Consider the following 24,573-nt stretch of genomic DNA (forward strand, 5'->3'; position numbering starts at 1 on the left):
TTTATACATATATATGAGTTAACGTTAGTATATTTCTCCAATAACATATTTTTCGTACAAGGTGATAAAATGGCCAAAAAAAAGAGAAGACAACCAAAAAAGAGAGACAATCATTTAAAACGGACCGTTCAATTTGAACTATCGGCCCTTGCCATTTTAGCGCTAGCAATCATTTCAATTGCCAAGCTCGGGGCAGTTGGAAAAGCCACCGTTCTATTCTTCCGTTTTTGGATGGGCGAATGGTATATGCTTGGTTTGTTAGGGCTAGTTATATTAAGTGTTTATTTAATGTGGAAAAGAAGTATCCCTTTTTTCTTTCATATTAAATTAGTTGGCACCTATTTTATTATTTCGGCAATCCTCCTATTGAGTCATGTAACACTATTCCATTTGCTTACTAATAATGGGAAATTTAAGGACCCTAGTGTAATAAGTAACACTTGGGAGTTATTTATGATGGAAGTCAGAGGGGAGACAAGCACCACTGACCTTGGCGGAGGTATACTTGGAGCTATTTTATTTGCCTTATTTCACTATCTATTCGCAGAAACAGGAACAAAAATTATTGCATTTATATTTATATTAATCGGAATCATTTTGCTAACAGGAAAGTCAATAGGTGATTTCGTTGGAAAAATTATTATGACTGTTTTCGATTTTTCAAGAGGTCAATGGGAAGCCTTTAAACTGGATATGTCCGAATGGAAGCAGAAACAAACAGAGCGCCGTAATGAGCGCATTGCTGAAAAACAACAGGAAAGAGAGAATCGGCAAAGACAGCCTGCCCCAGTCCTCAACAATGTTCCACATGAACAGGAAGAAACCATTATTCCTGAGCCTATTATCTCTAGTTTTGCGGATCGGGCCTATGTAGAAGAACCATCCATCTCTAAACCTGAAACAGAACAAGCAAAAGGGAAAGAACAAAAGAGTAAAACAGAAGAGGTTGATGATGACAATACCCCGCCAATCTCATTTACTGAAGAGGTAGTGGAAAACGTAACATACGAATTACCGCCGCTCCGGCTGTTAAAGGCGCCAAGGAAGACAGATCAGAGTGGTGAATATGAATTAATACACGCCAATGCGGCAAAGCTCGAACGGACATTCCAATCCTTCGGGGTAAAAGCCCGCGTTACCCAAGTTCACTTAGGACCTGCTGTTACAAAATACGAGGTCCATCCTGATGTCGGAGTAAAAGTTAGTAAAATTGTCAGCTTAAGTGATGACATTGCCTTAGCCCTTGCTGCTAAAGGGATCCGGATTGAAGCACCAATTCCAGGCAAATCGGCGATCGGAATTGAGGTTCCAAATTCCGAGGTAGCCATGGTTTCCTTACGGGAAGTACTTGAAGCTACTCAGAATGATAAGCCCGATGCCAAACTATTAATTGGGCTTGGCAGGGACATCACTGGAGAAGCCGTTCTAGCAGAATTAAATAAAATGCCGCACTTACTTGTTGCCGGGGCTACCGGAAGCGGAAAAAGTGTTTGCATCAATGGAATCATCACAAGCGTTCTTATGAGAGCAAAACCACATGAAGTGAAATTAATGATGATTGACCCGAAAATGGTCGAATTAAATGTTTATAATGGTATTCCACACCTGCTAGCACCGGTAGTAACCGATGCAAAAAAAGCATCACAAGCCTTAAAAAAAGTAGTAAGTGAAATGGAAAGACGATATGAACTGTTTTCTCATACAGGTACACGTAATATTGAAGGCTATAATGAGCATGTAAGAAGACATAATCTTGAAGAAAATGATAAGCAGCCCTTATTACCATATATTGTCGTCATTGTCGACGAGTTGGCGGACCTAATGATGGTTGCTTCATCAGATGTTGAAGATTCGATTACACGACTAGCGCAAATGGCCCGCGCAGCCGGAATTCATTTAATTATTGCCACCCAGCGTCCGTCTGTGGATGTCATAACTGGAGTTATTAAAGCGAATATTCCATCACGAATTGCCTTTGCCGTTTCAAGTGCAACCGATTCAAGGACAATCCTCGATATGGGCGGCGCAGAGAAACTGCTGGGAAGAGGGGATATGCTATTCCTGCCTGTAGGAGCATCCAAGCCTGTCCGCGTTCAAGGTGCCTTTTTGTCAGACCAAGAGGTAGAAGATACAGTTGAATTTGTGATTTCGCAGCAAAAGGCACAATATCAAGAAGAAATGATTCCGGATGATATTCCAGAGGTAACAGGAGCCGTCGATGATGAATTGTACAACGATGCCGTCGACTTAATTATTGATATGCAGACGGCATCTGTATCGATGCTGCAGCGCAGGTTCCGGATTGGATATACGAGGGCTGCACGTCTTATCGATGAAATGGAGGCCCGTGGTGTGGTAGGACCATATGAAGGAAGTAAGCCGCGGACCGTATTACAGGCAAAACCAAATGAAGAGCAGAGTTCCTAAACTCATTTAGAAAAGGAAGGAATTTCTCAACTAGATAAAAAAGTAGTAAAAAAGAGCCATCCGGCTCTTTTTTTGTAAGTCTAATTTCTATAAAAAGTGATACTATAGTAGTGGAAGGAAGTGATAGCTCATTAATTGATTATTGCTACTTTTCTACTTTTTTCGACATAATTCATGGTTTTCTTCCGTAATTTGTAAGCGTTTTTATAAATGTTAGCTTATTTCCCCCTTTTTTCGACGAAATTCCATATTCCTATTTATTTATCACAAAAAAAATGTTAATATAAATCCGATTAGTAGGAATGATATCAGATGTCTGATGTCTTAGGAAAAAGGCTGGAGGAAACAGCATGTCTATAAAGTCAGATAACCGGCACTTATATTTACAAGTAATCGATCGGTTGAAGCAGGATATTGAAAATGGAGTCTATAAAGAAAAAGAAAAACTGCCTTCAGAATTCGATCTTGCGAAACAACTGGGGGTAAGCAGGGCAACTCTTAGGGAAGCACTCCGTATTCTTGAAGAGGAGAACGTTATCATAAGGCGCCATGGTGTTGGTACCTTTGTAAACGGAAGGCCTATGTTTACTTCTGGGATTGAACAACTAAATAGTGTCACTGACACGATCAAACAAGCTGGGATGAAGCCCGGGACTATTTTCTTAAGTTCATCAACTCAAGGTCCTACCGAGGAGGACATTCGTCGTTTTTCATGTTCTGCTAATGAGGAGATTTTCGTGATGGAGAGGGTTAGAACTGCAAACGGAGAACCGGTTGTTTACTGCATAGACAAGGTTCCGGAAAGCATTTTGCCTGAAACATTTTCCCATGAGGAAGAATCTATTTTTCAGATTTTAGATGAGGCGGCAAATCGTAGAATTACATACGCAGTTGCCCAAATAGAACCTTTAGGTTACCACGAGAAAATTTCACCCATTTTGGAATGTGATCCAGAAACTGCTTTGTTAGTGTTAAAGCAAATGCATTTTGATGAAACGGATGAACCTGTTCTATTCTCGGTAAACTATTTTAAGGCGGATAAATTTAGTTTTCATGTATTAAGAAAAAGAACATAATTTTTTTGTTAATAGGTGTAAACGCTAAACAAATGAAGTGTAAACATTTCTACTAAATCAAACAACATTCTTAGGGGGTATATTTCTTTGAAATTGCGTAAAATTGGAATGGCGCTTTCTCTAGTTCTTGCTGCTGGAACACTTTTAGGTGCTTGTGGAAAAAGCAATGATACAAGCAAGGGTGGAACAACAGATAAATCAAAAGCATTCTCTGTAGCAATGGTTACTGACGTTGGCGGTGTAGATGACAAATCATTTAACCAATCAGCTTGGGAAGGTCTTCAGAAATTTGGTAAAGACAATAACATGTCCAAAGGTAAAGGCGGATATGATTACGTACAATCAAAATCTGACGCTGACTATTCTACTAACTTAAATACACTTGCTCGTCAAAATTTCAGCTTAGTATTTGGTATTGGTTATTTAATGCAAGGTGCAGTTGAAGAAATTGCTAAGCAGCAAAAAGATAAGCATTTCGCCATTGTTGACTCAGAAGTGAAACAGCCTAACGTTGCTAGTATTCTATTTAAAGAACAAGAAGCTTCATTCCTAGCGGGCGTTGCAGCAGCAATGACAACCAAATCCAACAAGATTGGATTTATTGGCGGTATTGAAGGTGCTGTTATTGAACGTTTTGAATCAGGATTTGTAGCGGGTGTTAAAGCGGCGAAGCCAGAAGCAACTGTTGACATTCAATATGCGGGTGCATTTGATAAAGCAGAACTTGGCCAATCTATCGCTTCAAAAATGTACTCTTCCGGCGCAGATGTCGTTTTCCACGCAGCTGGTGGAACCGGTGTTGGTTTATTTAAAGAAGCTAATGACCTTAAGAAAAAAGATCCATCTCGTGAGATTTGGGCAATCGGGGTAGACAGTGATCAAGCTAATATGGGTCCAGATGTTGTTTTAACTTCCGCTCTTAAACGAGTAGACAATGCTGTTATAGACGTTTCTACAAAAGCAAAAAATGGTAATTTCCCTGGCGGAAAAGTTGCCTTATACGGTCTTGCTGAAGACGGTGTTGGTTTATCACCAATCAATAGCAAAGCACCAAATAAAGCCGCTATTGAAACTGCTGTCAAAGAATGGACGGACAAAATTAAAGCGGGTACTGTAAAAGTTCCTGGTACTCGTGCAGAATTAAAAACATTTAGCGCAAAATAATAATAAAGGGGAATAAGCTGGCCTTGCTGCCTGCTTATTCCTTCTTAATGAAATCCTAACTGAAGTGTAGAAGCATATTCTACCTTTCATTTAAGATTTTAGTGGGGAGGAATCCCTGTTTTTTTAAAAATCTGAAAGGTCTGACCTCTTACTACTATTGGTCAAATTTTCCTTTTATCTTATCGCAGGGAGTGAGAAAGATGGATTTTGTAATTGAAATGCTCAACATTCGTAAAGAATTTGGCGGTTTCGTTGCGAATGATAATATTACCCTTCAGTTAAAGAAGGGCGAAATTCATGCATTACTTGGTGAAAATGGTGCAGGTAAATCCACCTTAATGAACGTACTTTTTGGGCTATATCAACCGGAGCAAGGTGAAATTCGTGTCAAAGGGAAACCTGTGAAAATCACCAACCCTAACATTGCAAATGATCTAGGAATAGGTATGGTGCACCAGCACTTTATGCTTGTCGATACTTTTACGGTAACAGAAAATATTATACTTGGCAGAGAAATCACAACTGGCGGAAGAATAGATCTTAAAAAGGCAGAAAAAGAGGTTCGTGAAATTTCTGAACGTTATGGTCTAGCAGTTGATCCGCAAGCAAAGATATCTGATATTTCCGTGGGAATGCAGCAAAGGGTCGAAATTCTAAAAACTTTATACCGTGGTGCGGAGATCGTCATTTTTGATGAACCTTCTGCTGTACTTACGCCTCAGGAAATTAAAGAACTTATGCAAATTATGAAAACGCTTATAAAAGAAGGTAAATCTATTATTCTCATTACCCACAAATTGAAAGAGATTATGGAAGTGGCTGACCGCTGTACGGTCATCCGTAAAGGTAAAGGGATCGGTACCGTTAATGTAAGTGAAACAAATCCTAACGAACTGGCGAGCTTAATGGTTGGACGTGAAGTGGTCTTTAAAACAGAAAAGACTGAAGCAAAACCACAACAAGACGTCCTATCTGTTCAAAATTTAGTTGTAAAAGATCCACGCGGCATTAATATTGTCAACGATTTAAATCTAAGTGTGAAAGCTGGTGAAATTGTTGGTATCGCCGGGATTGATGGTAATGGGCAAACTGAATTAATTGAAGCCATTACCGGATTACGAAAGGCAGAAAGCGGCAGCATTAAATTAAACGGAAAAGAACTAATTAACCAAACACCACGCAAGATTACAGAATCAGGGGTTGGCCATATCCCGCAGGACCGTCATAAACATGGACTGGTTTTAAACTTTCCAATAGGCGAGAACATGGTGTTGCAAACGTATAATAAAAAGCCATTCTCAAAAGGCGGAGTCCTAAACTTTAAAGAAATTTATAAAAAAGCGCGAACTTTAATTAGTGAGTTTGATGTTCGAACACCAACCGAATATACTTTGGCTCGTGCCTTATCCGGCGGTAATCAGCAAAAGGCGATTATTGGCCGAGAGGTCGATCGGAATCCGGATCTGTTAATTGCAGCACAGCCTACACGCGGCTTGGATGTCGGGGCAATTGAATTTATTCATAAACGTCTGATTGAACAGCGTGACAATGGTAAAGCCGTTTTACTCGTTTCATTTGAATTGGATGAAATTCTAAACGTAAGTGACCGAATTGCTGTTATCTATGAGGGGAAGATCGTTGCTATCGTCAATCCTAAAGAAACATCGGAGCAGGAGCTTGGCTTGTTGATGGCTGGGTCAAATAGAAAGGAAGCAGGTGAACACTCCCATGCTTAAACGCTTTAATAGTATTTTAACACCGATTATTTCTGTTTTATTAGGTATTATTGTTGGTACCATTATTATGGTTATCAGCGGTTATGATCCTGTGGCAGCTTTCTCGGCCCTCTGGAATGGGGCTTTTGGTGAGTCTTATTATATAGGGGAATCGATCAGACAAGTTACACCTTATATTCTTGCTGGTTTAGCGGTTGCATTTGCCTTCCGTGTAGGCTTGTTTAATATCGGGGTAGAAGGACAATTTCTCGTCGGCTGGCTTGCGGCAGTGTGGGTGGGAGTAGCCTTTGATCTTCCAAAAGTTATTCATCTACCACTTGCCATTTTAGCGGCCATGGCAGCAGGGGCTTTGTGGGCATTCATTCCTGGTTTTTTAAAAGCTCGTTTCCGCGTTCATGAAGTAATCGTAACAATTATGATGAACTATATTGCCTTACATGTTTCCAATTACATTATTAAAAATATCATTACCGATAATAAAGATAAAACCGATATGATTAAGGAATCTGCATCCTTAAGATCTGACTGGTTACAAAGTATTACGGATTATTCACGGCTCCATTGGGGTATTGTAATTGCCATTATTGGTTGTATTGTTATGTGGTTTTTACTTGAAAGAACAACAAGAGGATTTGAATTACGTGCTGTTGGTTTTAACCAGCATGCGGCTCATTACGCAGGAATGAGTGTAAATAAAAATATTATCCTTTCTATGGTTATTGCTGGTGCTTTTGCTGGATTGGCAGGATCAATGGAAGGATTAGGTACTTTCGGCTATGCGACAGTAAAAGGCGGTTTCACTGGTGTCGGATTTGATGGGATTGCGGTTGCCTTACTTGGTGCCAATACCTCATTAGGTGTATTTTTCGCGGCATTACTATTTGGTTCATTAAAAGTAGGGGCATTGAATATGCCGCTTGAGGCCGGTGTTCCCAATGAACTAGTTGATATCATTATTGCCTTGATTGTATTCTTTGTTGCTTCAAGTTATATAATAAGGGTATTTCTTGACCGATTTAGTAAAAAGGAGGTGAAGTAAGTTGAGCTTAATGGAAATTTTAATCATCGTCGTTCCATCCACATTGTTATGGGCAGCTCCTCTTGTCTTCACTGCATTAGGCGGTATTTTTTCAGAGCGTTCAGGTGTTGTAAACATTGGTCTTGAGGGTTTAATGGTAATCGGGGCATTTACTGCGATTGTTTTCAATCTTACCTTTGTCGACACGTTTGGAAGCTTAACTCCATGGCTTGCGATCATTGTTGCTATGGTTGCAGGTGCGATCTTTTCATTGTTACATGCGGTTGCAGCCATCACTTTCCGTGCTGACCATACCGTTTCCGGTGTGGCGATAAACTTATTAGCAACAGGTTTAACCTTGTTCCTTGTCAAGCTTATCTATGATAAGGGTGAAACAGATATTATCAACAAAGGTTTTAACAAAATTGATATTCCAGTTTTAAAAGATATCCCGATTATTGGGGAAATATTCTTCCAAAACACTTATTGGACATCATTCCTTGCTATTATTGTGGCAATTATCGTTTGGTACATTGTCTATAAAACACCATTTGGTCTTCGTCTTCGTTCTGTTGGGGAACATCCAATGGCGGCAGATACAATGGGGATTAACGTGACAAAAATGCGTTACCTAGGTGTAATCATTTCAGGAGCATTAGGTGGAATCGGCGGCGGAGTTTACGCTCAATCGATTACCTCTAACTTCAGCCACTCTACGATCAGTGGTCAAGGTTTTATGGCAATCGCAGCGATGATTTTTGGTAAATGGCATCCACTTGGTGCAATGGGTGCAGCGATTTTCTTTGGTTTTGCTCAAAGTATCAGTATCATCGGTTCAAGTTTACCGTTCTTAAAAGAAATTCCAAATGTCTACTTGTTAATTGCTCCATATGTATTAACCATCCTTGCTTTAACCGGATTTATCGGCCGTGCCGATGCTCCGAAAGCAAGTGGTACCCATTATATTAAAGGCAGTCGGTAAATGGAAGAGCTCTCAGTTAAATGAGAGCTCTTTTTTTAATGGCTGTGTAAATCTTGAATGTTGATTTCCGCTCCAGGCGGCTTCGCTTTCCGCGGGCGTGCCGGGGAGCCTCCTCGGCGCACTTGCGCCTGTTGGGTCTCCCCTGCCCCGTACTCCCGCAGGAGTCTTCGCCGCCTTCCGCTCCAATCACATGCTGAAAATTAACAGTAACCTTTAACACAACTTTTTTAATAAATAAGCGTAATTTCTTGTATTGTACGGGCTTGGCAAATTATAGTAAGAAGTATAGGTATTTTTACAAAAGGAAAAGATATAAAGAAAAATGTTTACATATTATAAGTAAGCCCTTTAGAAAAAGGAGGATTACAATGGACTCAACTGCAGAAAAAATCACAGAATTGCAGGGTTATAAACTCCATGTGATTGCAACTGAAAAGTATAAGACCAATACATTCGTTTGGCGAATGAAAGCACCTTTAACAAAAGAAGATGTAACGAAACGGGCCCTGCTTCCGCATGTATTACAAAGCAGCTCAGCCAAACATACATCTACAACAGCATTACGCTCTTATTTAGATGAGCTTTACGGTGCAACTCTTTATGTTGATTTGGCTAAAAAAGGTGAATATCATGTGATGAGTGTATCCTTAGAAATTGCCAATGAAAAATTTTTAAGTGACCCAGCCCCGCTGTTAAAAAAAGGATTTGAACTGTTATCAGAAATTTTAACGAATCCAAATGCAAGCGGAAATGCCTTTGACCGGGATACAGTGGAAAAGGAAAAAAGAGTCCTTAAATCTCGGATTCAATCTGTTTTCGATGATAAAATGCGCTATTCGAGTGTCCGCCTATTAGAAGAAATGTGTAAAGATGAACCGTATGCCCTCCAGGTTAATGGGGAAGCCAGCGATGTTGATGCAATCACACCGGAAAATTTATATGAATATTATCAAAAGGCCTTTTCAGAAGATGAAATGGACCTTTATGTAATTGGTGATGTGAAAGAAGAGGAAGTAAAACAACTAGCAGGCCAGTTACTACAGTTTGAAAATCGTACCCCGAAAAAAATTCAAACTGAAAAGTCAGCCCCTAGATCGAATGTGAATGAAGTAAAAGAAGTACAGGATGTAAAACAAGGTAAGTTAAATATCGGGTACAGGACAAATATTGTTTATGGAGATCCTGATTATTTTGCTCTTCAAGTATTTAATGGGGTTTTTGGCGGCTTTTCACATTCTAAACTATTTATTAATGTTCGTGAAAAGGCAAGTCTTGCTTATTATGCGGCTAGCCGGCTTGAGAGCCATAAAGGCCTAATGCTGGTCATGTCAGGGATTGATTTGAAAAACTATGACCAGGCAGTCGGAATCATTCATGAACAGATGGATGCGATGAAAAAGGGCGATTTTACCGACCAAGAATTAGAGCAGACCAAAGCCGTTATCCAAAATCAAATTATGGAGACAGTGGACACGGCCAGAGGCCTAACCGAAATTCTTTATCATAATGTGGTTGCAGATACGACGATTTCTCTTGATACCTGGATGAATGAAATGAATAAAGTGACAAAGGAAGAAATCACAGCTGTGGCAGAAAAGATTCAGCTTGATACGATTTATTTCTTAACGGGAACGGAGGCGGGCAAATAATGGAGAAAATTACGTTTGACCAGCTTCAAGAAGAACTTTTTCATGAAAAAATGTCTAATGGCTTAAATGTATATATCCTGCCAAAGAAAGGTTTTAATAAAACCTATTGTACCTTTACAACCAAATACGGTTCGGTAGACAATACCTTTGTGCCGCTAGGCAAAGACGAGTATGTCAAGGTCCCAGATGGGATTGCCCACTTTCTAGAGCATAAACTGTTCGAAAAAGAAGATGGCGATGTGTTCCAGCAGTTTAGCCGTCAAGGAGCATCGGCCAATGCGTTTACATCGTTTACGCGGACGGCTTATTTATTTTCTAGTACGTCTGATGTCGAAAAAAACTTAGAAACACTGATTGATTTTGTCCAGAGCCCTTATTTCTCCGAAAAAACGGTCGAAAAGGAAAAAGGAATCATTGGTCAGGAAATTACCATGTATGATGATAATCCTGATTGGCGGTTATACTTTGGTTTAATCCAGAATTTATATCAAAATCATCCAGTGAAAATTGATATTGCTGGTACCATTGAGTCGATTGCGGAGATTGATAAAGATTGGCTGTATGAGTGTTACAATACCTTTTATCACCCAAGCAATATGCTATTATTTATTGTTGGTCCTGTTGACCCGGAAAAAATAATGACGCAAGTGAGAGATAACCAGGCCAAAAAAGATTATAAGGCGATGCCGGAGATTAAACGGAAATTTGAAGAGGAGCCGCCGCAGGCTGCTGAAAAGAAACAGGTTCTTCAAATGAATGTGCAAACTTCCAAATCTCTCTTAGGAATTAAAGCCCTTCATGTGGATCAGACAGGTGAAGTGCTGCTTAAAAACGAGCTAACCATGAATGTGCTGCTTGATTTATTGTTTGGAAAAAGTTCGGATAACTATACTAAGCTTTATGACGAGGGTCTTGTCGATGAAACTTTTTCCTATGACTATACGCAGGAACAAGGCTTTGGCTTTGCGATGATTGGAGGAGATACGGCGGAGCCGGATAAACTCTCTGACAGTCTGAAACAAATGCTTCTTGATGCCAAACAAGGCAGTGTGTTTAATGAGGAACAGTTAGTAAGAGCGAAAAAGAAGAAAATCGGTGCCTTCCTGCGAGCTGTGAATTCACCTGAATATATTGCCAACCAGTTTACTCGGTATGCGTTTAATGATATGAATTTATTCGACGTTGTGCCAACGCTCGAAAAGATAACCCTGCAGGACTTACAAACGTTAGCTTCTGAAGTGATTTCAGAGGAACGATTTTCGGTATGCCAAGTGATCCCGAAACAAAAGTAGGCGAGGAAGCGTCGTAACCCGGCGCTTCTTTGGCGTTGGAAGGGTGAGAAGTTGTGTTGTGTGGGTTTACTGGCGGATAGTATTTGGTTAGTGGCGCAAGAGATGAAACACTGGCACAAGAGATAAAATACTAGCGGATAGCAACAAATTAGTGGCGTGTGGGCCTTACTAAATGAAAGAGTGATGTAATTGAAAAAATATGTGTTAGTAACGGGAGCAAGTGGAGGAATTGGACAAGCGGTGGCCATGAATTTAGCCGCTAAAGGGTATCATTTGTACCTGCATTACAATCAAAACGAACAATCGATCAGGAATTTAATCACCAAGCTTGAATCATATGGCGGTGAATATATCCCCATTCAGGCTGATTTTTCCACAGCTAATGGTTATCAATCTGTGCTGCCGCAAATCTTTTCCTTAGATGCGATCATCCATTGCGGGGGGAAAAGTCATTATGGTCTGCTGATCGATTTAAAGCATGACGAAGCCGAAGAGTTAATGAATATTCATGTACTAAATCCCCTGATGCTAACCAAAGAATTATTACCTAAATTAGTATCAAAACGGACAGGGAATATTATTGTTATTACCTCTATTTGGGGGCAGACAGGTGCTGCTTGTGAAGTAGCTTACTCTGCTGCAAAAGGGGCACAAATTGCCTTTGTAAAAGCGCTAAGTAAAGAAGTGGCTTTAAATGGAATTCGCGTCAATGCCATTGCTCCAGGCGCTGTGGATACACCCATGATGGAGGCCTTCACCTCTGAAGAACGAGAGCAAGTTTCATTTGAGATTCCAATGGGACGAATGGCAAAGCCTGCAGAAATTGCTGCCAGTGTCGCCTTTTTACTTTCGGATGAGTCCTCCTATATCACAGGTCAGGTGTTGTCGGTCAATGGGGGATGGTACACCTAAAAAATATTTCATCGTTTGCAATGAATAGTTCAGGGTCCTTCTTCGCAAAATAACCTTGTACTATTCTAAAGGAGGGAATACAATGTCTGTTTTAGAAAACTGGAAACAGTGGGAAGACTTCTTAGCGGATCGTTTACATCATGCACAAAGCGAAGGCATGAGTGAAGGTGCTGTTAGTAACCTTGCTTTTCAAATTGGTGACTACTTAGCAAACCAGGTAGAGCCTAAAAATGAACAGGAAAGAATTCTTGCAGATCTTTGGTCTGTTGCGGATAAACAAGAACAGCAAGCAATTGCTAACATGATGGTAAAGTTAATTTCAAATAACGGATCACGCTAAGAGAGAGGGACCTAAGGGTCTCCTCTCTTTTTGGTTTTTGCAAACATTATTGTCTCTCCGCTTAGATTTTTAATAAATATGTCATATTCATTGTTTTTCCTTTCATCTTCTATCAAAATCATTTATTATAAGGTTTAGACGTGACAGTGTAAAAAATTTGTCGAAACTTCTTTTTGGGGGTTTTTTATTAATGAAAAAAGAATGGTACTTAGAATATGAGATTCAGAAAAACCGACCTGGTCTTTTGGGTGACATTTCCTCTTTATTAGGGATGCTTGCAATTAATATTGTCACCATAAATGGTGTGGATGAAGGCAGGCGTGGATTGTTAATCTTAGCAAAAGATGATGATCAAATTAAACGGCTTGAGTCAATTTTAAATACTATGGACACAATAAAACTAATAAAACTAAGAGAGCCAAAACTTCGTGACAGGCTGGCAGTTAGACATGGCCGTTATATTCAAAGGGACGCTGATGATAAAAAAACATTCCGGTTTGTGAGGGATGAGCTTGGATTATTAGTTGATTTTATGGCAGAATTATTTAAGCAGGAGGGGCATAAACTAATCGGTATTCGTGGAATGCCTCGCGTTGGTAAGACAGAATCACTCGTTGCAGCAAGTGTTTGTGCGAATAAGCGCTGGTTGTTTGTTTCATCGACTTTGTTAAAACAAACGATCCGTAATCAGCTGATTGAGGATGAATATAACGCCAACAATTTGTTTATCCTTGATGGAATTGTCTCTACTAGACGTGCTAATGAACGGCACTGGCAGCTAGTACGTGAAATTATGCGCTTGCCTTCCGTTAAAGTGATTGAGCATCCTGATATCTTTGTGCAGAACTCAGAGTACACGCTAGACGATTTCGATTATATCATTGAACTTCGCAACGACGCTGAAGAAGAAATCACCTACGATGTCGTTGATCAGCATAATATGTTCTCCGGATCTGATTTTGGAGATTTTGATTTTTAATAAATTGGAAGGTGTTAAAGGTGACGGAACTAGGGAATCGATTAAAGGAAGCCCGAATAGCTAAAAACTTAAGCTTAGACGATCTTCAGACTATAACCAAAATTCAAAAGCGATATTTAGTAGGGATCGAAGAAGGTAATTATGCCAGCATGCCTGGGAATTTTTATGTGAGGGCTTTTATTAAACAATATGCAGAAGCGCTAGATCTAAATCCCGATGAAATCTTTGAAACCTATAAAAACGAAATCCCAGCCTCCCATAATGATGAAATCCATCATTTATCACGAGTGAATACGCACAAAGCGATCTCAAAAGGCGACTCAAAAGTATTTGATTTCCTGCCAAAGGTTTTAATAGGTGTTTTTGTCATAGGGATTGCTAGTCTTTTATATTACTTTATTGCCAACCATGCCGGTAATACGAAGAATGAAACAATCAGTAATGACCGGGAGCAGGTTAAACTTGAAAAATCAACCAAACTTGAAAAGGTTAAAGCAGATGAAGTAACCAAAAAAGACGAGACCAAAAATGACACAGAAACAGCTAAGCCAAATGAGGAAACGACCCCGCCAGTTGAAACACCAAAGCAGGTGGTAACAGCTGTTCAAACACAAGGGAACACCACAACCTATGATTTAAAAAATGCTGATAAATTTGTCATTAAGTTAGTTTCCAAAGGACAAACTTGGGTAAGCATCAAAAATGGAAAACAGAAGACCTTTTTCCAAGGAACCCTTAGAAAAGGGGCAACTGAGAGTCAAACTCAAGATTTATCCGCAGAAAATTTGGCTGTGATTAGGGTCGGAAATGCTGCAGATACAGATATTTATATTAATGATCAAAAGCTTGAGTATGCAATACCAGCAACAGCTAATGTTCAGAATATCAAGATTCAACATGTTCTGAAGAATGAATAGTCATCTGCTGATGGCTATTTTTCACTTTTTCAATGATAAGGAGAAAAAAATATGAATATTCCTAATAGAATAACGGTATCAAGGATCCTATTAATTCCATTATTCTTAATTATGATGCTTGTACCTTTTGACTGGGGAAACATGCATCTTCTTGGGGCAGATTTACCTGTTACCCATTTTGTAGGTGCACTCATTTTTATAATTGCTTCATGCACAGACTGGGTGGACGGTCATTATGCCCGTAAATATAACCTTGTGACGAATATGGGGAAATTCCTTGATCCATTGGCTGATAAATTACTAGTGTCAGCTGCTTTAATTGTTCTTGTTGAACTTCCTGATGTCTATGCACCATCTTGGATCGTCATCATTATTATCAGCAGAGAATTTGCGGTAACTGGACTTCGCTTGTTACTTGCCGGGGAAGGTGAGGTTGTTGCAGCGAATATGCTTGGCAAAATTAAAACATGGACCCAAATTATCGCCATTTCTTCACTTTTATTACATAATATACTTTTTGAAATGATCTCATTTCGATTTGATATTTTATCATTATGGGTAGCCATGATTTTTACGATTTGGTCTGGCTGGGATTATTTTGCAAAAAACAGCCATGTACTAAAAAATTCAAAATAGGACTGCCATGTTTTTAAGGAGGAATAGGTTTGAAGAATGCTGAAATCATTGCAGTAGGTTCGGAGTTATTGCTCGGGCAAATTGTCAACACCAATGCCAAATTTATTTCACAGCAATTAGCGGATCTGGGCATTAATGTTTATTTTCATACCGTTGTAGGGGACAATCCTGACAGGCTGCTATCTGCCATTAAAACAGCGGAAGGCCGAGCGAACATCATTATCTTTACCGGTGGTTTGGGACCAACCAAGGATGATTTAACCAAGGAAACAATTGCCCGCCACCTAAGTAAAAATCTGGTGATGGACCAACAGGCATTAGTGTCGATTGAGCAATATTTCGCACGGACCAGTCGTGTGATGACGGAAAATAATCGTAAGCAGGCATTGGTATTAGAGGGCGCGCATATTCTTCCAAATGACAATGGTATGGCTCCTGGAATGGTACTGGAGACAAACGGTAACACGTATATGCTTTTACCTGGCCCTCCAAAGGAAATGGAACCGATGTTTCAGCATTATGGCTGCCCGGCCCTGGCCTCTAAGGATACGGCGAATGAGAAAATTGTTTCTAGGGTACTGCGTTTCTTTGGAATCGGGGAAGCGGCCTTGGAAACGGAAATTATCGATATCATAGATGCACAGAGTAATCCTACGATTGCCCCGCTAGCCGGCGATGGAGAAGTGACCCTGCGCTTAACGGCAAAACACGAGGACGAGGATGTTGCCCAGTCGATGCTGGATGAAGTGGAAAAGACAATTAGTCAACGAGTTGGTCAGTATATCTATGGATATGATCAAACTTCATTATTTGCTGAATTGACGAAGGTATTGAAAGAACGGAACCTAACAATTACGGCTGCGGAGAGTTTAACCGGGGGCTTGTTCCAGAAGGAGTTAACTGCGATTGCTGGTGTAAGTTCTGTTTATAAAGGTGGAGTGGTTTGCTATTCAAATGAAGTAAAGCACAAGATTTTGCAAGTGAAACAGGAAACGCTTGAGAATGATGGTGCGGTTAGTGAACAGTGTGCGTTAGAGCTTGCGGAAAATACTGCTTCGTTAGTAGGCGCTGCTATTGGGATCAGTTTCACGGGTGTAGCAGGTCCGGATGAGCTGGAAGGAAAGCCGGTGGGCACGGTTTATATAGGGGTTTCGCGTAAGGGAAGGCCGACGATAGTAGAAAAGCTAACTCTTGGAGGAACAAGGGAAGCAATCCGCAATCGTGCGGTGAAATATGGTTGTTATTTTGTTTTGAAAACGTTAAAAGAATCACAGAATGCTTAATAGCGTTCTGTGGTTTTTTTTTGGGAGTGGTGTTGGTCGGGAGAGCGTGATGTTTTGTTGCTGTTGAACAAGTTATTAGATGGCGAGGGGTTTTTGTTCAAAAGGGTGGTTCTAATGGACAGTATAGGTTCGATGAAAGAGGATTTTGTCCAATAGGCTGATTCTATTGGACAGTATAGGTTCGATGAAGAGGATTTTGTCCAATAGGGTGATTCTAATGGACAGTTTAGGTTTGATGAAAGAGGATTTTGTCCAATAGAGTGCTTCTATTGGACAGTTTAGCTAAGGAATAAGAGGGTATTGTTCTATAGAGGCCTCCTATTAGACAAATTACAAGAGCATCAAAGGAATTTGTCCAATAAGCAATTTCTAATGAGGATCTGATTTCTCTAAAAAATCCTTCTTTAAAAGATTATAGAAGTTTCACTTTTCAGATAAAGGGAAAAAATGTAATTATCAGCTAGTTTTAAACAGTTAAAAGCCAAAAACAGGGTTAATACAGCTGTTTTCCTAGTATAAAATGTTAATAATTAAGTCGAATAAATGTTCGCTTTTTTACTCGACAAATAGACTAAAAGAAGGTATAGTAATAATAGGATTTATATTCATAGACTTCAACACTTTAATTCTTTATATATAAAAGGAGGAACTATTTGTGAGTGACCGTAAGGCCGCCTTAGAAATGGCGTTAAAGCAAATAGAAAAACAATTCGGTAAAGGTTCCATTATGAAAATGGGAGAAAAAACCGAAACAAGAATACAAACTGTTCCGAGCGGCTCCTTAGCACTTGATGTGGCACTTGGAGTGGGCGGATACCCTAGAGGACGTATTATTGAAATTTATGGCCCAGAAAGTTCTGGTAAAACAACCGTTGCCCTTCATGCAATTGCAGAAGTACAAGCAAAAGGCGGACAAGCTGCGTTTATCGATGCCGAGCACGCACTTGATCCAACCTATGCACAAAAACTTGGTGTTAACATTGATGAATTACTATTATCACAACCTGACACAGGTGAACAGGCACTTGAAATCGCTGAAGCTTTAGTACGAAGCGGTGCAGTTGACATTATTGTCATTGACTCCGTTGCTGCCCTAGTTCCTAAAGCAGAAATCGAAGGCGAAATGGGTGACGCACACGTAGGTTTACAAGCACGCTTAATGTCGCAAGCCCTTCGTAAACTATCAGGGGCGATCAATAAATCTAAAACAATCGCAATCTTTATTAACCAGATTCGTGAGAAAGTCGGAATCATGTTCGGAAATCCAGAGACGACACCTGGTGGTCGGGCCTTAAAGTTCTATTCCACTGTCCGTCTTGAAGTACGCCGTGCGGAAACTTTAAAGCAAGGCACTGAAATGGTTGGTAACAGAACCAAAATTAAAGTCGTAAAGAACAAAGTAGCTCCGCCATTCCGTACGGCTGAAGTTGATATTATGTATGGAGAAGGTATCTCTAAAGAAGGCGAAATCGTCGATTTAGGTTCTGAATTAGATATCGTCCAAAAAAGCGGTTCATGGTACTCCTATAACAATGAAAGAGTTGGCCAAGGCCGTGAAAATGCGAAGTTATTCTTAAAAGAAAATACTGAAACCCGGGATGCAATCAGCCAAAAAATCCGTGAACACTTCGGTTTAGATGGGGAAAAGATTGTAACGGAATCAGAAGATGAAGATGAACAGATTAATTTATTAGAATAGGTCTGAGTAGAGCAAAGCCTGGAAATGGTTTTGCTTTTTTGTTAAAATGAATAAATATCCATCCATATTTATAAATATACACATTGGGTATTATAACCTATTGATTAGATTAGACTAATTTCTAAATATTTCAAAAAGCTAATCGGACAAAGCCTTGACAATAAATATTCACAGCTTTACAATTAACATGTATATTTTACATTTTTGGAAATATTACATTGCGAAAAGCCTTGGTGCTTGCTGTATGTTGAGTCTAAACAATGTACATGCCGACACTTAAAAAAAAAACAAAAGTTCATAGCAAGAGGAGGTGTAACGATTGGATTTAATTACTATCATCTCCATTTTGCTTGGCCTTATCGTCGGTGCCGTTGTTGGCTATTTTGTTCATAAATCCATTGCTGATGCAAAAGTAGCAGGTGCAAAGAATGCTGCAGAGCAGATTCTTGAAGATGCGAAACGTGATGCTGATTCATTGAAAAAAGAAGCTTTGCTAGAAGCAAAGGATGAAATTCACAAGCTTCGTACTGAAGCTGAACGTGAGGTTCGTGAACGAAGAAATGAAATGCAAAAACAAGAAAACCGTTTACTGCAAAGAGAAGAGAATTTAGATCGAAAAGAGGAAACGTTAAACAAGCGTGAAAATCTTTTAGAAAAGAAGGATGATTCTCTAAACCAAAGACAACAGCATATTGAAGAGATGGAAAGCAAAGTGGACGAGTTGGTACGAAAACAACAAACTGAACTCGAACGTATTTCGAGCTTAACGCGCGAGGAAGCAAAAACAATCATTGTCGACAGAATGGAACAAGAATTATCCCATGACACGGCTATAATGATTAAAGAAAGTGAAAATCGAGCGAAAGAGGAAGCCGACAAGAAAGCGAAGGAAATTCTTTCCTTAGCCATCCAGCGTTGCGCTGCTGACCATGTTGCGGAAACGACTGTTTCTGTCGTCAACCTTCCAAATGATGAAATGAAAGGTCGGATTATCGGCCGTGAAGGACGAAATATTCGCACCCTTGAAACCTTAACTGGAATTGATTTGATTATTGATGACACTCCTGAAGCTGTCATTCTATCAGGCTTTGATCCTATTCGGAGAGAGACGGCTCGCTTAGCTTTAGAAAAGTTAGTTCAAGACGGACGAATCCATCCAGCCCGAATCGAGGAAATGGTTGAAAAGTCCCGTCGGGAAGTGGATGAATATATTCGTGAAGTCGGGGAGCAAACAACTTTTGAAGTGGGAGTACATGGACTTCATCCAGATCTTATCAAAATTCTTGGCCGCTTAAAATTCCGTACTAGCTACGGTCAAAACGTCCTTAAGCATTCTATGGAAGTGGCTCAGCTTTCAGGGTTATTGGCTGCTGAACTTGGTCAGGATGAAACACTGGCCCGTCGTGCAGGATTGCTTCATGACATAGGTAAAGCAATTGATCATGAGGTAGAAGGAAGCCATGTGGAAATCGGGGTAGAACTTGCAACGAAATACAAGGAGCACCCAGTTGTAATCAATAGTATTGCATCCCACCATGGCGATACAGAACCTACATCCATCATTGCCGTCCTTGTGGCCGCAGCAGATGCTTTATCAGCTGCTAGACCAGGAGCTCGTAGTGAAACACTCGAAAACTATATCCGCCGCCTTGAAAAGCTTGAGGAGATTTCAGAGTCTTATGAAGGCGTTGAAAAATCTTTTGCGATTCAAGCAGGTAGAGAAGTCCGTATTATTGTAAGACCAGACGCAGTTGATGATCTTGCTGCACATCGATTGGCACGAGATATTCGAAAACGAATCGAAGAGGAACTTGATTATCCTGGACATATTAAAGTAACGGTAATCCGTGAAACACGGGCTGTTGAATATGCAAAATAAAGCGGTGCGAATGCACTGCTTTATTTTTTTGATCGGCCTTATTTGGATTAAATAAGAACCATATGTGATACAATTTAAACAATACGAATTTTTATCAACGAAAGGGAATAAAATGAACCTACTTTTTATCGGTGACGTCGTCGGCTCCCCTGGTCGAGACATGGTGAAGGAATATCTGCCAAAGTTAAAGGAAAAATACCGGCCCCATTTTACCATCATTAATGGAGAAAATGCAGCGGGTGGAAAAGGGATAACCGAAAAAATCTATCGTGAATTTTTGAGCCATGGTGCCCAAGCGGTTACGCTGGGTAATCATGCATGGGATAACCGAGAGATATTTGAATTTATCGATTCGGCAAAAAATATGGTGCGGCCTGCGAATTTCCCAGAAGGAACACCGGGAAAAGGACTTGCCTTTTTTAAAATAAATGAATTCGAAATAGCTGTTATTAATCTTCAGGGTCGAACCTTTATGGCGCCATTGGATTGTCCTTTTAAAAAAGCGGATGAATTAGTCCAAATTGCCAGAGAAAGGACGCCGTTCATTTTTGTGGACTTTCATGCGGAAGTCACCAGTGAGAAGCAGGCCATGGGCTGGTATTTAGATGGAACAGTATCGGCTGTTGTTGGTACCCATACGCATGTCCAAACGGCTGATAACCGGGTTTTGCCAGGCGGTACTGGCTATTTATCAGATGTGGGCATGACAGGCCCTTACGACGGTATTCTTGGGGTGGAAAGGGAGGCTGTACTTAAAAGGTTCCTAACAAGCCTGCCAGTCCGATTTGAAGTACCAACGTCCGGCAGAAATCAGCTGAGTGCTGTTTACATTGAATTAGATCGAAAAACAGGATTTTCTAAAAAGATGGTCCCAATCCTAATTAATGACGACCATCCATTTTATAGTTAAAAACTTCCGATTAGGAAGTTTTTTTGAGTCTTTTTAAAGTATGATGGTACTCCCTAAAAAAATCGCCAATTAATGAGTTAGTTTTATTGCGAATATATTGACTTTTTTCGTCCAAGCCGGAATATGTCATTTCACAGCTGAATATAGTAGCAGTGGAATGTTATAACCTGATTTGTTCATGAAATGCTCATGCGGGATCGGGATTTTTCTAAGGGGGAGCTAGGAATGGAAATATTAAAAGTTTCAGCAAAATCTAATCCTAATTCTGTAGCTGGTGCACTTGCCGGAGTTCTGCGTGAAAGAGGTGCAGCAGAAATACAGGCAATTGGTGCGGGTGCATTGAATCAAGCCGTTAAGGCAGTAGCGATTGCAAGAGGATTTGTAGCACCTAGCGGAGTTGATTTGATCTGTATCCCTGCGTTCACCGATATTTTGATTGACGGGGAAGAACGTACAGCCATTAAGCTAATTGTAGAGCCGCGTTGAAAGAGATAGGCCTCAGGACATAAACAGCAAAAACCTGCTTGGAAATCATTCCAGCAGGTTTTTTGCTGTTAATGGTATATAAAAATTAAGAAAATACTATTCTGCTATATAACACAAACTTAAACGAGAATACTAATTATAGTAAAAAAATCCAGTATTTGCGTATCTAAACGTTTATTTTAACCCAATTTTCCTAGTGATGTAATAGCCATTTTTTAATAATAAAAAAATATTCATATTTTAGACAATATTTGATGCCAAAGGGTTGCAATTTTGAGTTCTTAGGTCTAGAATTGTAAGCGTTTAGTACATATTCTCAATTCTGACTATTTAGTCTTCATGGCGTTTTCATAGGCTAATTTCTAGTGGGTTACTTGGAATTGTGCTACAATTAAAATGATTTAGACTACTTAATTATACATATCCAAAGGGGTGTAAGGGAATGATCAATCAACTTTCGTGGAAAGTTGGCGGACAACAAGGGGAAGGTATTGAAAGTACTGGGGAAATCTTTGCTATCGCACTGAATCGCCTAGGATATTACTTGTATGGCTATCGTCACTTTTCATCACGTATTAAAGGCGGTCATACAAATAATAAAATCAGAGTTAGTACAACAGAGGTTCGCTCTATTTCTGATGACCTGGATATCCTTGTAGGATTCGACCAAGAAACTATTGATGTTAACTACAAAGAACTGCACAGTAATGGTGTAATCTTAGCTGATGCAAAATTTGATCCAAAGAAACCTGAAGACACTGAAGCCTCCTTGTATGCGGTTCCATTCACTGAAATTGCAACAGAATTAGGGACTTCCTTAATGAAGAACATGGTTGCCATTGGGGCTACCTCTGCCGTTCTTGATTTGGATATTCAAGTTTTTGAAGAAGTAGTTCGAGAGATTTTTGGTAAAAAAGGTGATAAGGTTGTAGCCAAAAATATGGATGCCATTAAAGCAGGCTACGATTACATGAAAGAAAAAATGGATGCATCTGTACCGACGATGGTACTTGAAAAAGCAGACGGCAAACGCCGGATGTATATGATTGGAAATGATGCAATCGCACTAGGTGCTATGGCAGGCGGATGCCGATTCATGGCTGCTTACCCTATTACACCTGCTTCTGATATCATGGAATATTTAATTAAGAAATTACCGGCTGTTGGCGGCACAGTAATTCAAACAGAAGATGAAATTGCTGCATGTACAATGACGATTGGTGCAAGTTACGGTGGTATTCGTGCGATCACAGCTTCATCTGGTCCAGGATTATCCTTGAAAATGGAAGCAATCGGACTAGCTGGTATTACAGAAACTCCGCTTGTTATTGTTGATACACAACGTGGCGGCCCTTCTACTGGTCTTCCAACAAAGCAAGAACAGTCTGACTTAATGGCCATGATTTACGGAACACATGGTGAAATTCCAAAAATCGTTTTAGCACCAAGTACTGTTCAAGAAGCATTCTATGATACTGCAGAAGCATTTAACCTTGCTGAAGAATACCAGTGTCCGGTCATCGTATTGTCTGACCTTCAATTATCATTAGGTAAGCAAACGGTTGAACCTTTAGATGTATCTAAAGTAGAAATCCGACGCGGAAAGCTTGTAACCGAAGAGCTTCCTGAAATTGAAAACAAAGGTTATTTCAAGCGCTATGAAGTAACAGAAGATGGCATTTCACCTCGTACCATTCCTGGTATGAAAAACGGAATCCACCATGTTACTGGTGTTGAGCATGCGGAAACAGGTAAACCATCAGAATCAGCTTCAAACCGGATTGCGCAAATGGATAAACGCTTCCGTAAAGTTGAAAAGATTCGCTTTAACACACCTGTTTATAAAAATGCACCATATGAAAATCCAGACATCTTAATCGTAGGGTTTAACTCTACTCGCGGTGCCATTGAGGAAGCAATGGTTCGATTAGAGAAGGACGGCTTGAAAGTAAATCATGCCCAAATTCGCCTAATTCATCCATTCCCAACTGAAGAAGTACTTCCATTAGTTCAAGCTGCGAAAAAGGTACTCGTTGTCGAAAACAATGCAACTGGACAGTTAGCAAACATTATGAAAATGAATATTGGTCATGCTGATAAAATTACTAAATATGTTAAATACGATGGGAACCCATTCCTACCCCACGAAGTTCATTCAAAATGTAAGGAGTTGTTCTAAGTGGCCACTTTTAAAGACTTTAGAAATGATGTTAAACCGAACTGGTGCCCTGGCTGTGGCGACTTCTCTGTACAGGCAGCAATGCAGCGTGCAGCAGCAAACTGTGGTTTAGAACCAGAAAATTTAGCAGTTGTTTCAGGGATCGGCTGTTCAGGACGTATCTCTGGTTATATTAATTCGTACGGCTTCCATGGCATTCATGGCCGTTCGCTTCCAATTGCCCAAGGTGTAAAAATGGCAAACCGTGATTTAACTGTTATTGCTTCCGGCGGTGATGGAGACGGGTATGCGATTGGAATGGGCCACACCATCCATGCGATTCGTCGTAACGTTGACATTACTTACATTGTTATGGATAACCAAATTTATGGTTTAACAAAGGGACAAACATCCCCTCGTTCGGCTGTAGGTTTTAAAACAAAATCCACTCCAATGGGTTCGATTGAACAAGCTATTTCTCCAATGGAGATGGCACTAACAGTTGGCGCTACATTTGTCGCACAAAGCTTCTCGACAGATTTAAAGGATCTGACAGCATTAATTGAAGCAGGAATTAAACATAAAGGATTCTCCTTAATTAACGTGTTCAGCCCATGTGTCACTTACAATAAAGTCAACACATATGACTGGTTTAAGGAAAACCTTACAAAGCTAAGTACAATTGAAGGATATGATCCTTCTAATCGCGAACAAGCAATGCAGACATTAATGCAGCATAACGGCTTAGTAACCGGTCTAATCTACCAAAACACTGAGCGTCCTTCCTACCAAGAATTAATTCCTAGTTATTCGGAAGAACCATTAACGAAGGCAGAATTGAATCTTGATCAGGCACACTTTGATAAATTAGTTGCTGAATTTATGTAATTGATGAAACACCACCCGTGGACAATCCACGGGTTTTTTAGCGTTTTTTTAAACAGCCGGCTATTAAAGAACATCTATTTAATAATATTTCTTATCAGTGATTTCTCATGATAACTCGCGTGTTGACAGGGATTTCTATTGT

Annotated in this window: 20 protein-coding genes; all 20 read left to right on the plus strand. The window is 40.0% G+C overall.

The window, feature by feature from the left end; genetic code table 11:
* Nucleotides 1-69: 69 nt before the first annotated feature.
* The 20 genes from J7E81_RS03880 (at nt 70) to J7E81_RS03975 (ending at nt 24,431) form a co-directional block, all read left to right on the plus strand.
* Nucleotides 70-2,427: a DNA translocase FtsK gene (locus J7E81_RS03880; protein ID WP_215040805.1), complete on the plus strand. Its 2,358-nt coding sequence runs from the start codon at nt 70-72 to the stop codon at nt 2,425-2,427.
* Between the two features lie 350 nt (nt 2,428-2,777).
* Nucleotides 2,778-3,503 (plus strand): GntR family transcriptional regulator, encoded by a 726-nt coding sequence (locus J7E81_RS03885; protein ID WP_215040806.1) that lies wholly within the window; start codon nt 2,778-2,780, stop codon nt 3,501-3,503.
* A gap of 87 nt (nt 3,504-3,590) precedes the next feature.
* A complete protein-coding gene (locus J7E81_RS03890) occupies nt 3,591-4,667 on the plus strand; it encodes a BMP family lipoprotein (RefSeq protein WP_215040807.1) in 1,077 nt (358 codons plus the stop codon).
* 200 nt (nt 4,668-4,867) lie between these two features.
* Nucleotides 4,868-6,403 carry an ABC transporter ATP-binding protein gene (locus tag J7E81_RS03895; RefSeq protein WP_215040808.1) on the plus strand — a complete coding sequence of 512 codons (1,536 nt, stop codon included), beginning with the start codon at nt 4,868-4,870 and terminating at the stop codon, nt 6,401-6,403.
* Nucleotides 6,396-7,442, plus strand: coding sequence for an ABC transporter permease (locus tag J7E81_RS03900; RefSeq protein ID WP_215040809.1), 1,047 nt, complete (start codon nt 6,396-6,398; stop codon nt 7,440-7,442). Before J7E81_RS03895 ends, J7E81_RS03900 begins: the two co-directional genes overlap by 8 nt.
* Nucleotide 7,443: 1 nt before the next feature.
* A complete protein-coding gene (locus J7E81_RS03905) occupies nt 7,444-8,403 on the plus strand; it encodes an ABC transporter permease (protein WP_215040810.1) in 960 nt (319 codons plus the stop codon).
* Nucleotides 8,404-8,771: 368 nt separating this feature from the next.
* The gene (yfmF, locus tag J7E81_RS03910; protein WP_215040811.1) at nt 8,772-10,052 is read left to right on the plus strand and encodes an EF-P 5-aminopentanol modification-associated protein YfmF; all 1,281 of its coding nucleotides are present in this window, start codon (nt 8,772-8,774) and stop codon (nt 10,050-10,052) included.
* Nucleotides 10,052-11,344 carry an EF-P 5-aminopentanol modification-associated protein YfmH gene (yfmH, locus tag J7E81_RS03915; RefSeq protein WP_215040812.1) on the plus strand — a complete coding sequence of 431 codons (1,293 nt, stop codon included), beginning with the start codon at nt 10,052-10,054 and terminating at the stop codon, nt 11,342-11,344. Before yfmF ends, yfmH begins: the two co-directional genes overlap by 1 nt.
* A gap of 189 nt (nt 11,345-11,533) precedes the next feature.
* Nucleotides 11,534-12,256: an elongation factor P 5-aminopentanone reductase gene (ymfI, locus tag J7E81_RS03920; RefSeq protein ID WP_215040813.1), complete on the plus strand. Its 723-nt coding sequence runs from the start codon at nt 11,534-11,536 to the stop codon at nt 12,254-12,256.
* An 82-nt stretch (nt 12,257-12,338) separates the two neighbouring features.
* Nucleotides 12,339-12,596, plus strand: a complete 258-nt coding sequence (locus tag J7E81_RS03925) for a DUF3243 domain-containing protein (protein ID WP_215040814.1) — start codon at nt 12,339-12,341, stop codon at nt 12,594-12,596.
* 190 nt (nt 12,597-12,786) lie between these two features.
* Nucleotides 12,787-13,575 carry a DUF3388 domain-containing protein gene (locus J7E81_RS03930; RefSeq protein WP_215040815.1) on the plus strand — a complete coding sequence of 263 codons (789 nt, stop codon included), beginning with the start codon at nt 12,787-12,789 and terminating at the stop codon, nt 13,573-13,575.
* Between the two features lie 20 nt (nt 13,576-13,595).
* Nucleotides 13,596-14,492, plus strand: coding sequence for a helix-turn-helix domain-containing protein (locus J7E81_RS03935; protein ID WP_215040816.1), 897 nt, complete (start codon nt 13,596-13,598; stop codon nt 14,490-14,492).
* A gap of 51 nt (nt 14,493-14,543) precedes the next feature.
* Complete coding sequence (gene pgsA / locus J7E81_RS03940) at nt 14,544-15,128, plus strand: CDP-diacylglycerol--glycerol-3-phosphate 3-phosphatidyltransferase (protein WP_215040817.1); 585 nt, start codon at nt 14,544-14,546, stop codon at nt 15,126-15,128.
* Nucleotides 15,129-15,157: 29 nt separating this feature from the next.
* Nucleotides 15,158-16,411, plus strand: coding sequence for a competence/damage-inducible protein A (locus J7E81_RS03945; RefSeq protein ID WP_215040818.1), 1,254 nt, complete (start codon nt 15,158-15,160; stop codon nt 16,409-16,411).
* 655 nt (nt 16,412-17,066) lie between these two features.
* Complete coding sequence (gene recA / locus J7E81_RS03950) at nt 17,067-18,110, plus strand: recombinase RecA (RefSeq protein WP_215040819.1); 1,044 nt, start codon at nt 17,067-17,069, stop codon at nt 18,108-18,110.
* 319 nt (nt 18,111-18,429) lie between these two features.
* Complete coding sequence (gene rny / locus J7E81_RS03955) at nt 18,430-19,989, plus strand: ribonuclease Y (RefSeq protein WP_215040820.1); 1,560 nt, start codon at nt 18,430-18,432, stop codon at nt 19,987-19,989.
* 112 nt (nt 19,990-20,101) lie between these two features.
* Nucleotides 20,102-20,899, plus strand: a complete 798-nt coding sequence (locus J7E81_RS03960; RefSeq protein ID WP_215040821.1) for a TIGR00282 family metallophosphoesterase — start codon at nt 20,102-20,104, stop codon at nt 20,897-20,899.
* A 225-nt stretch (nt 20,900-21,124) separates the two neighbouring features.
* Nucleotides 21,125-21,385 carry a stage V sporulation protein SpoVS gene (spoVS, locus tag J7E81_RS03965; RefSeq protein ID WP_003211281.1) on the plus strand — a complete coding sequence of 87 codons (261 nt, stop codon included), beginning with the start codon at nt 21,125-21,127 and terminating at the stop codon, nt 21,383-21,385.
* 442 nt (nt 21,386-21,827) lie between these two features.
* Entirely contained in the window at nt 21,828-23,564 is a 1,737-nt protein-coding gene (locus tag J7E81_RS03970) for a 2-oxoacid:acceptor oxidoreductase subunit alpha (protein ID WP_215040822.1), read from the plus strand.
* Complete coding sequence (locus J7E81_RS03975) at nt 23,565-24,431, plus strand: 2-oxoacid:ferredoxin oxidoreductase subunit beta (RefSeq protein WP_215040823.1); 867 nt, start codon at nt 23,565-23,567, stop codon at nt 24,429-24,431. It begins immediately after the preceding gene.
* Nucleotides 24,432-24,573: the final 142 nt, after the last annotated feature.

This window comes from Bacillus sp. ISL-18, assembly GCF_018613415.1.
Taxonomy (GTDB): Bacteria; Bacillota; Bacilli; order Bacillales; family Cytobacillaceae; genus Neobacillus.

Coding starts and splice junctions, on each gene's coding strand:
- J7E81_RS03880 (WP_215040805.1), top strand. CDS start 70: ATGGCCAAAAAAAAGAGAAGACAACCAAAAAAGAGAGACAATCATTTA.
- J7E81_RS03885 (WP_215040806.1), top strand. CDS start 2,778: ATGTCTATAAAGTCAGATAACCGGCACTTATATTTACAAGTAATCGAT.
- J7E81_RS03895 (WP_215040808.1), top strand. CDS start 4,868: ATGGATTTTGTAATTGAAATGCTCAACATTCGTAAAGAATTTGGCGGT.
- J7E81_RS03900 (WP_215040809.1), top strand. CDS start 6,396: ATGCTTAAACGCTTTAATAGTATTTTAACACCGATTATTTCTGTTTTA.
- yfmF (WP_215040811.1), top strand. CDS start 8,772: ATGGACTCAACTGCAGAAAAAATCACAGAATTGCAGGGTTATAAACTC.
- yfmH (WP_215040812.1), top strand. CDS start 10,052: ATGGAGAAAATTACGTTTGACCAGCTTCAAGAAGAACTTTTTCATGAA.
- J7E81_RS03925 (WP_215040814.1), top strand. CDS start 12,339: ATGTCTGTTTTAGAAAACTGGAAACAGTGGGAAGACTTCTTAGCGGAT.
- J7E81_RS03930 (WP_215040815.1), top strand. CDS start 12,787: ATGAAAAAAGAATGGTACTTAGAATATGAGATTCAGAAAAACCGACCT.
- pgsA (WP_215040817.1), top strand. CDS start 14,544: ATGAATATTCCTAATAGAATAACGGTATCAAGGATCCTATTAATTCCA.
- J7E81_RS03960 (WP_215040821.1), top strand. CDS start 20,102: ATGAACCTACTTTTTATCGGTGACGTCGTCGGCTCCCCTGGTCGAGAC.
- spoVS (WP_003211281.1), top strand. CDS start 21,125: ATGGAAATATTAAAAGTTTCAGCAAAATCTAATCCTAATTCTGTAGCT.
- J7E81_RS03970 (WP_215040822.1), top strand. CDS start 21,828: ATGATCAATCAACTTTCGTGGAAAGTTGGCGGACAACAAGGGGAAGGT.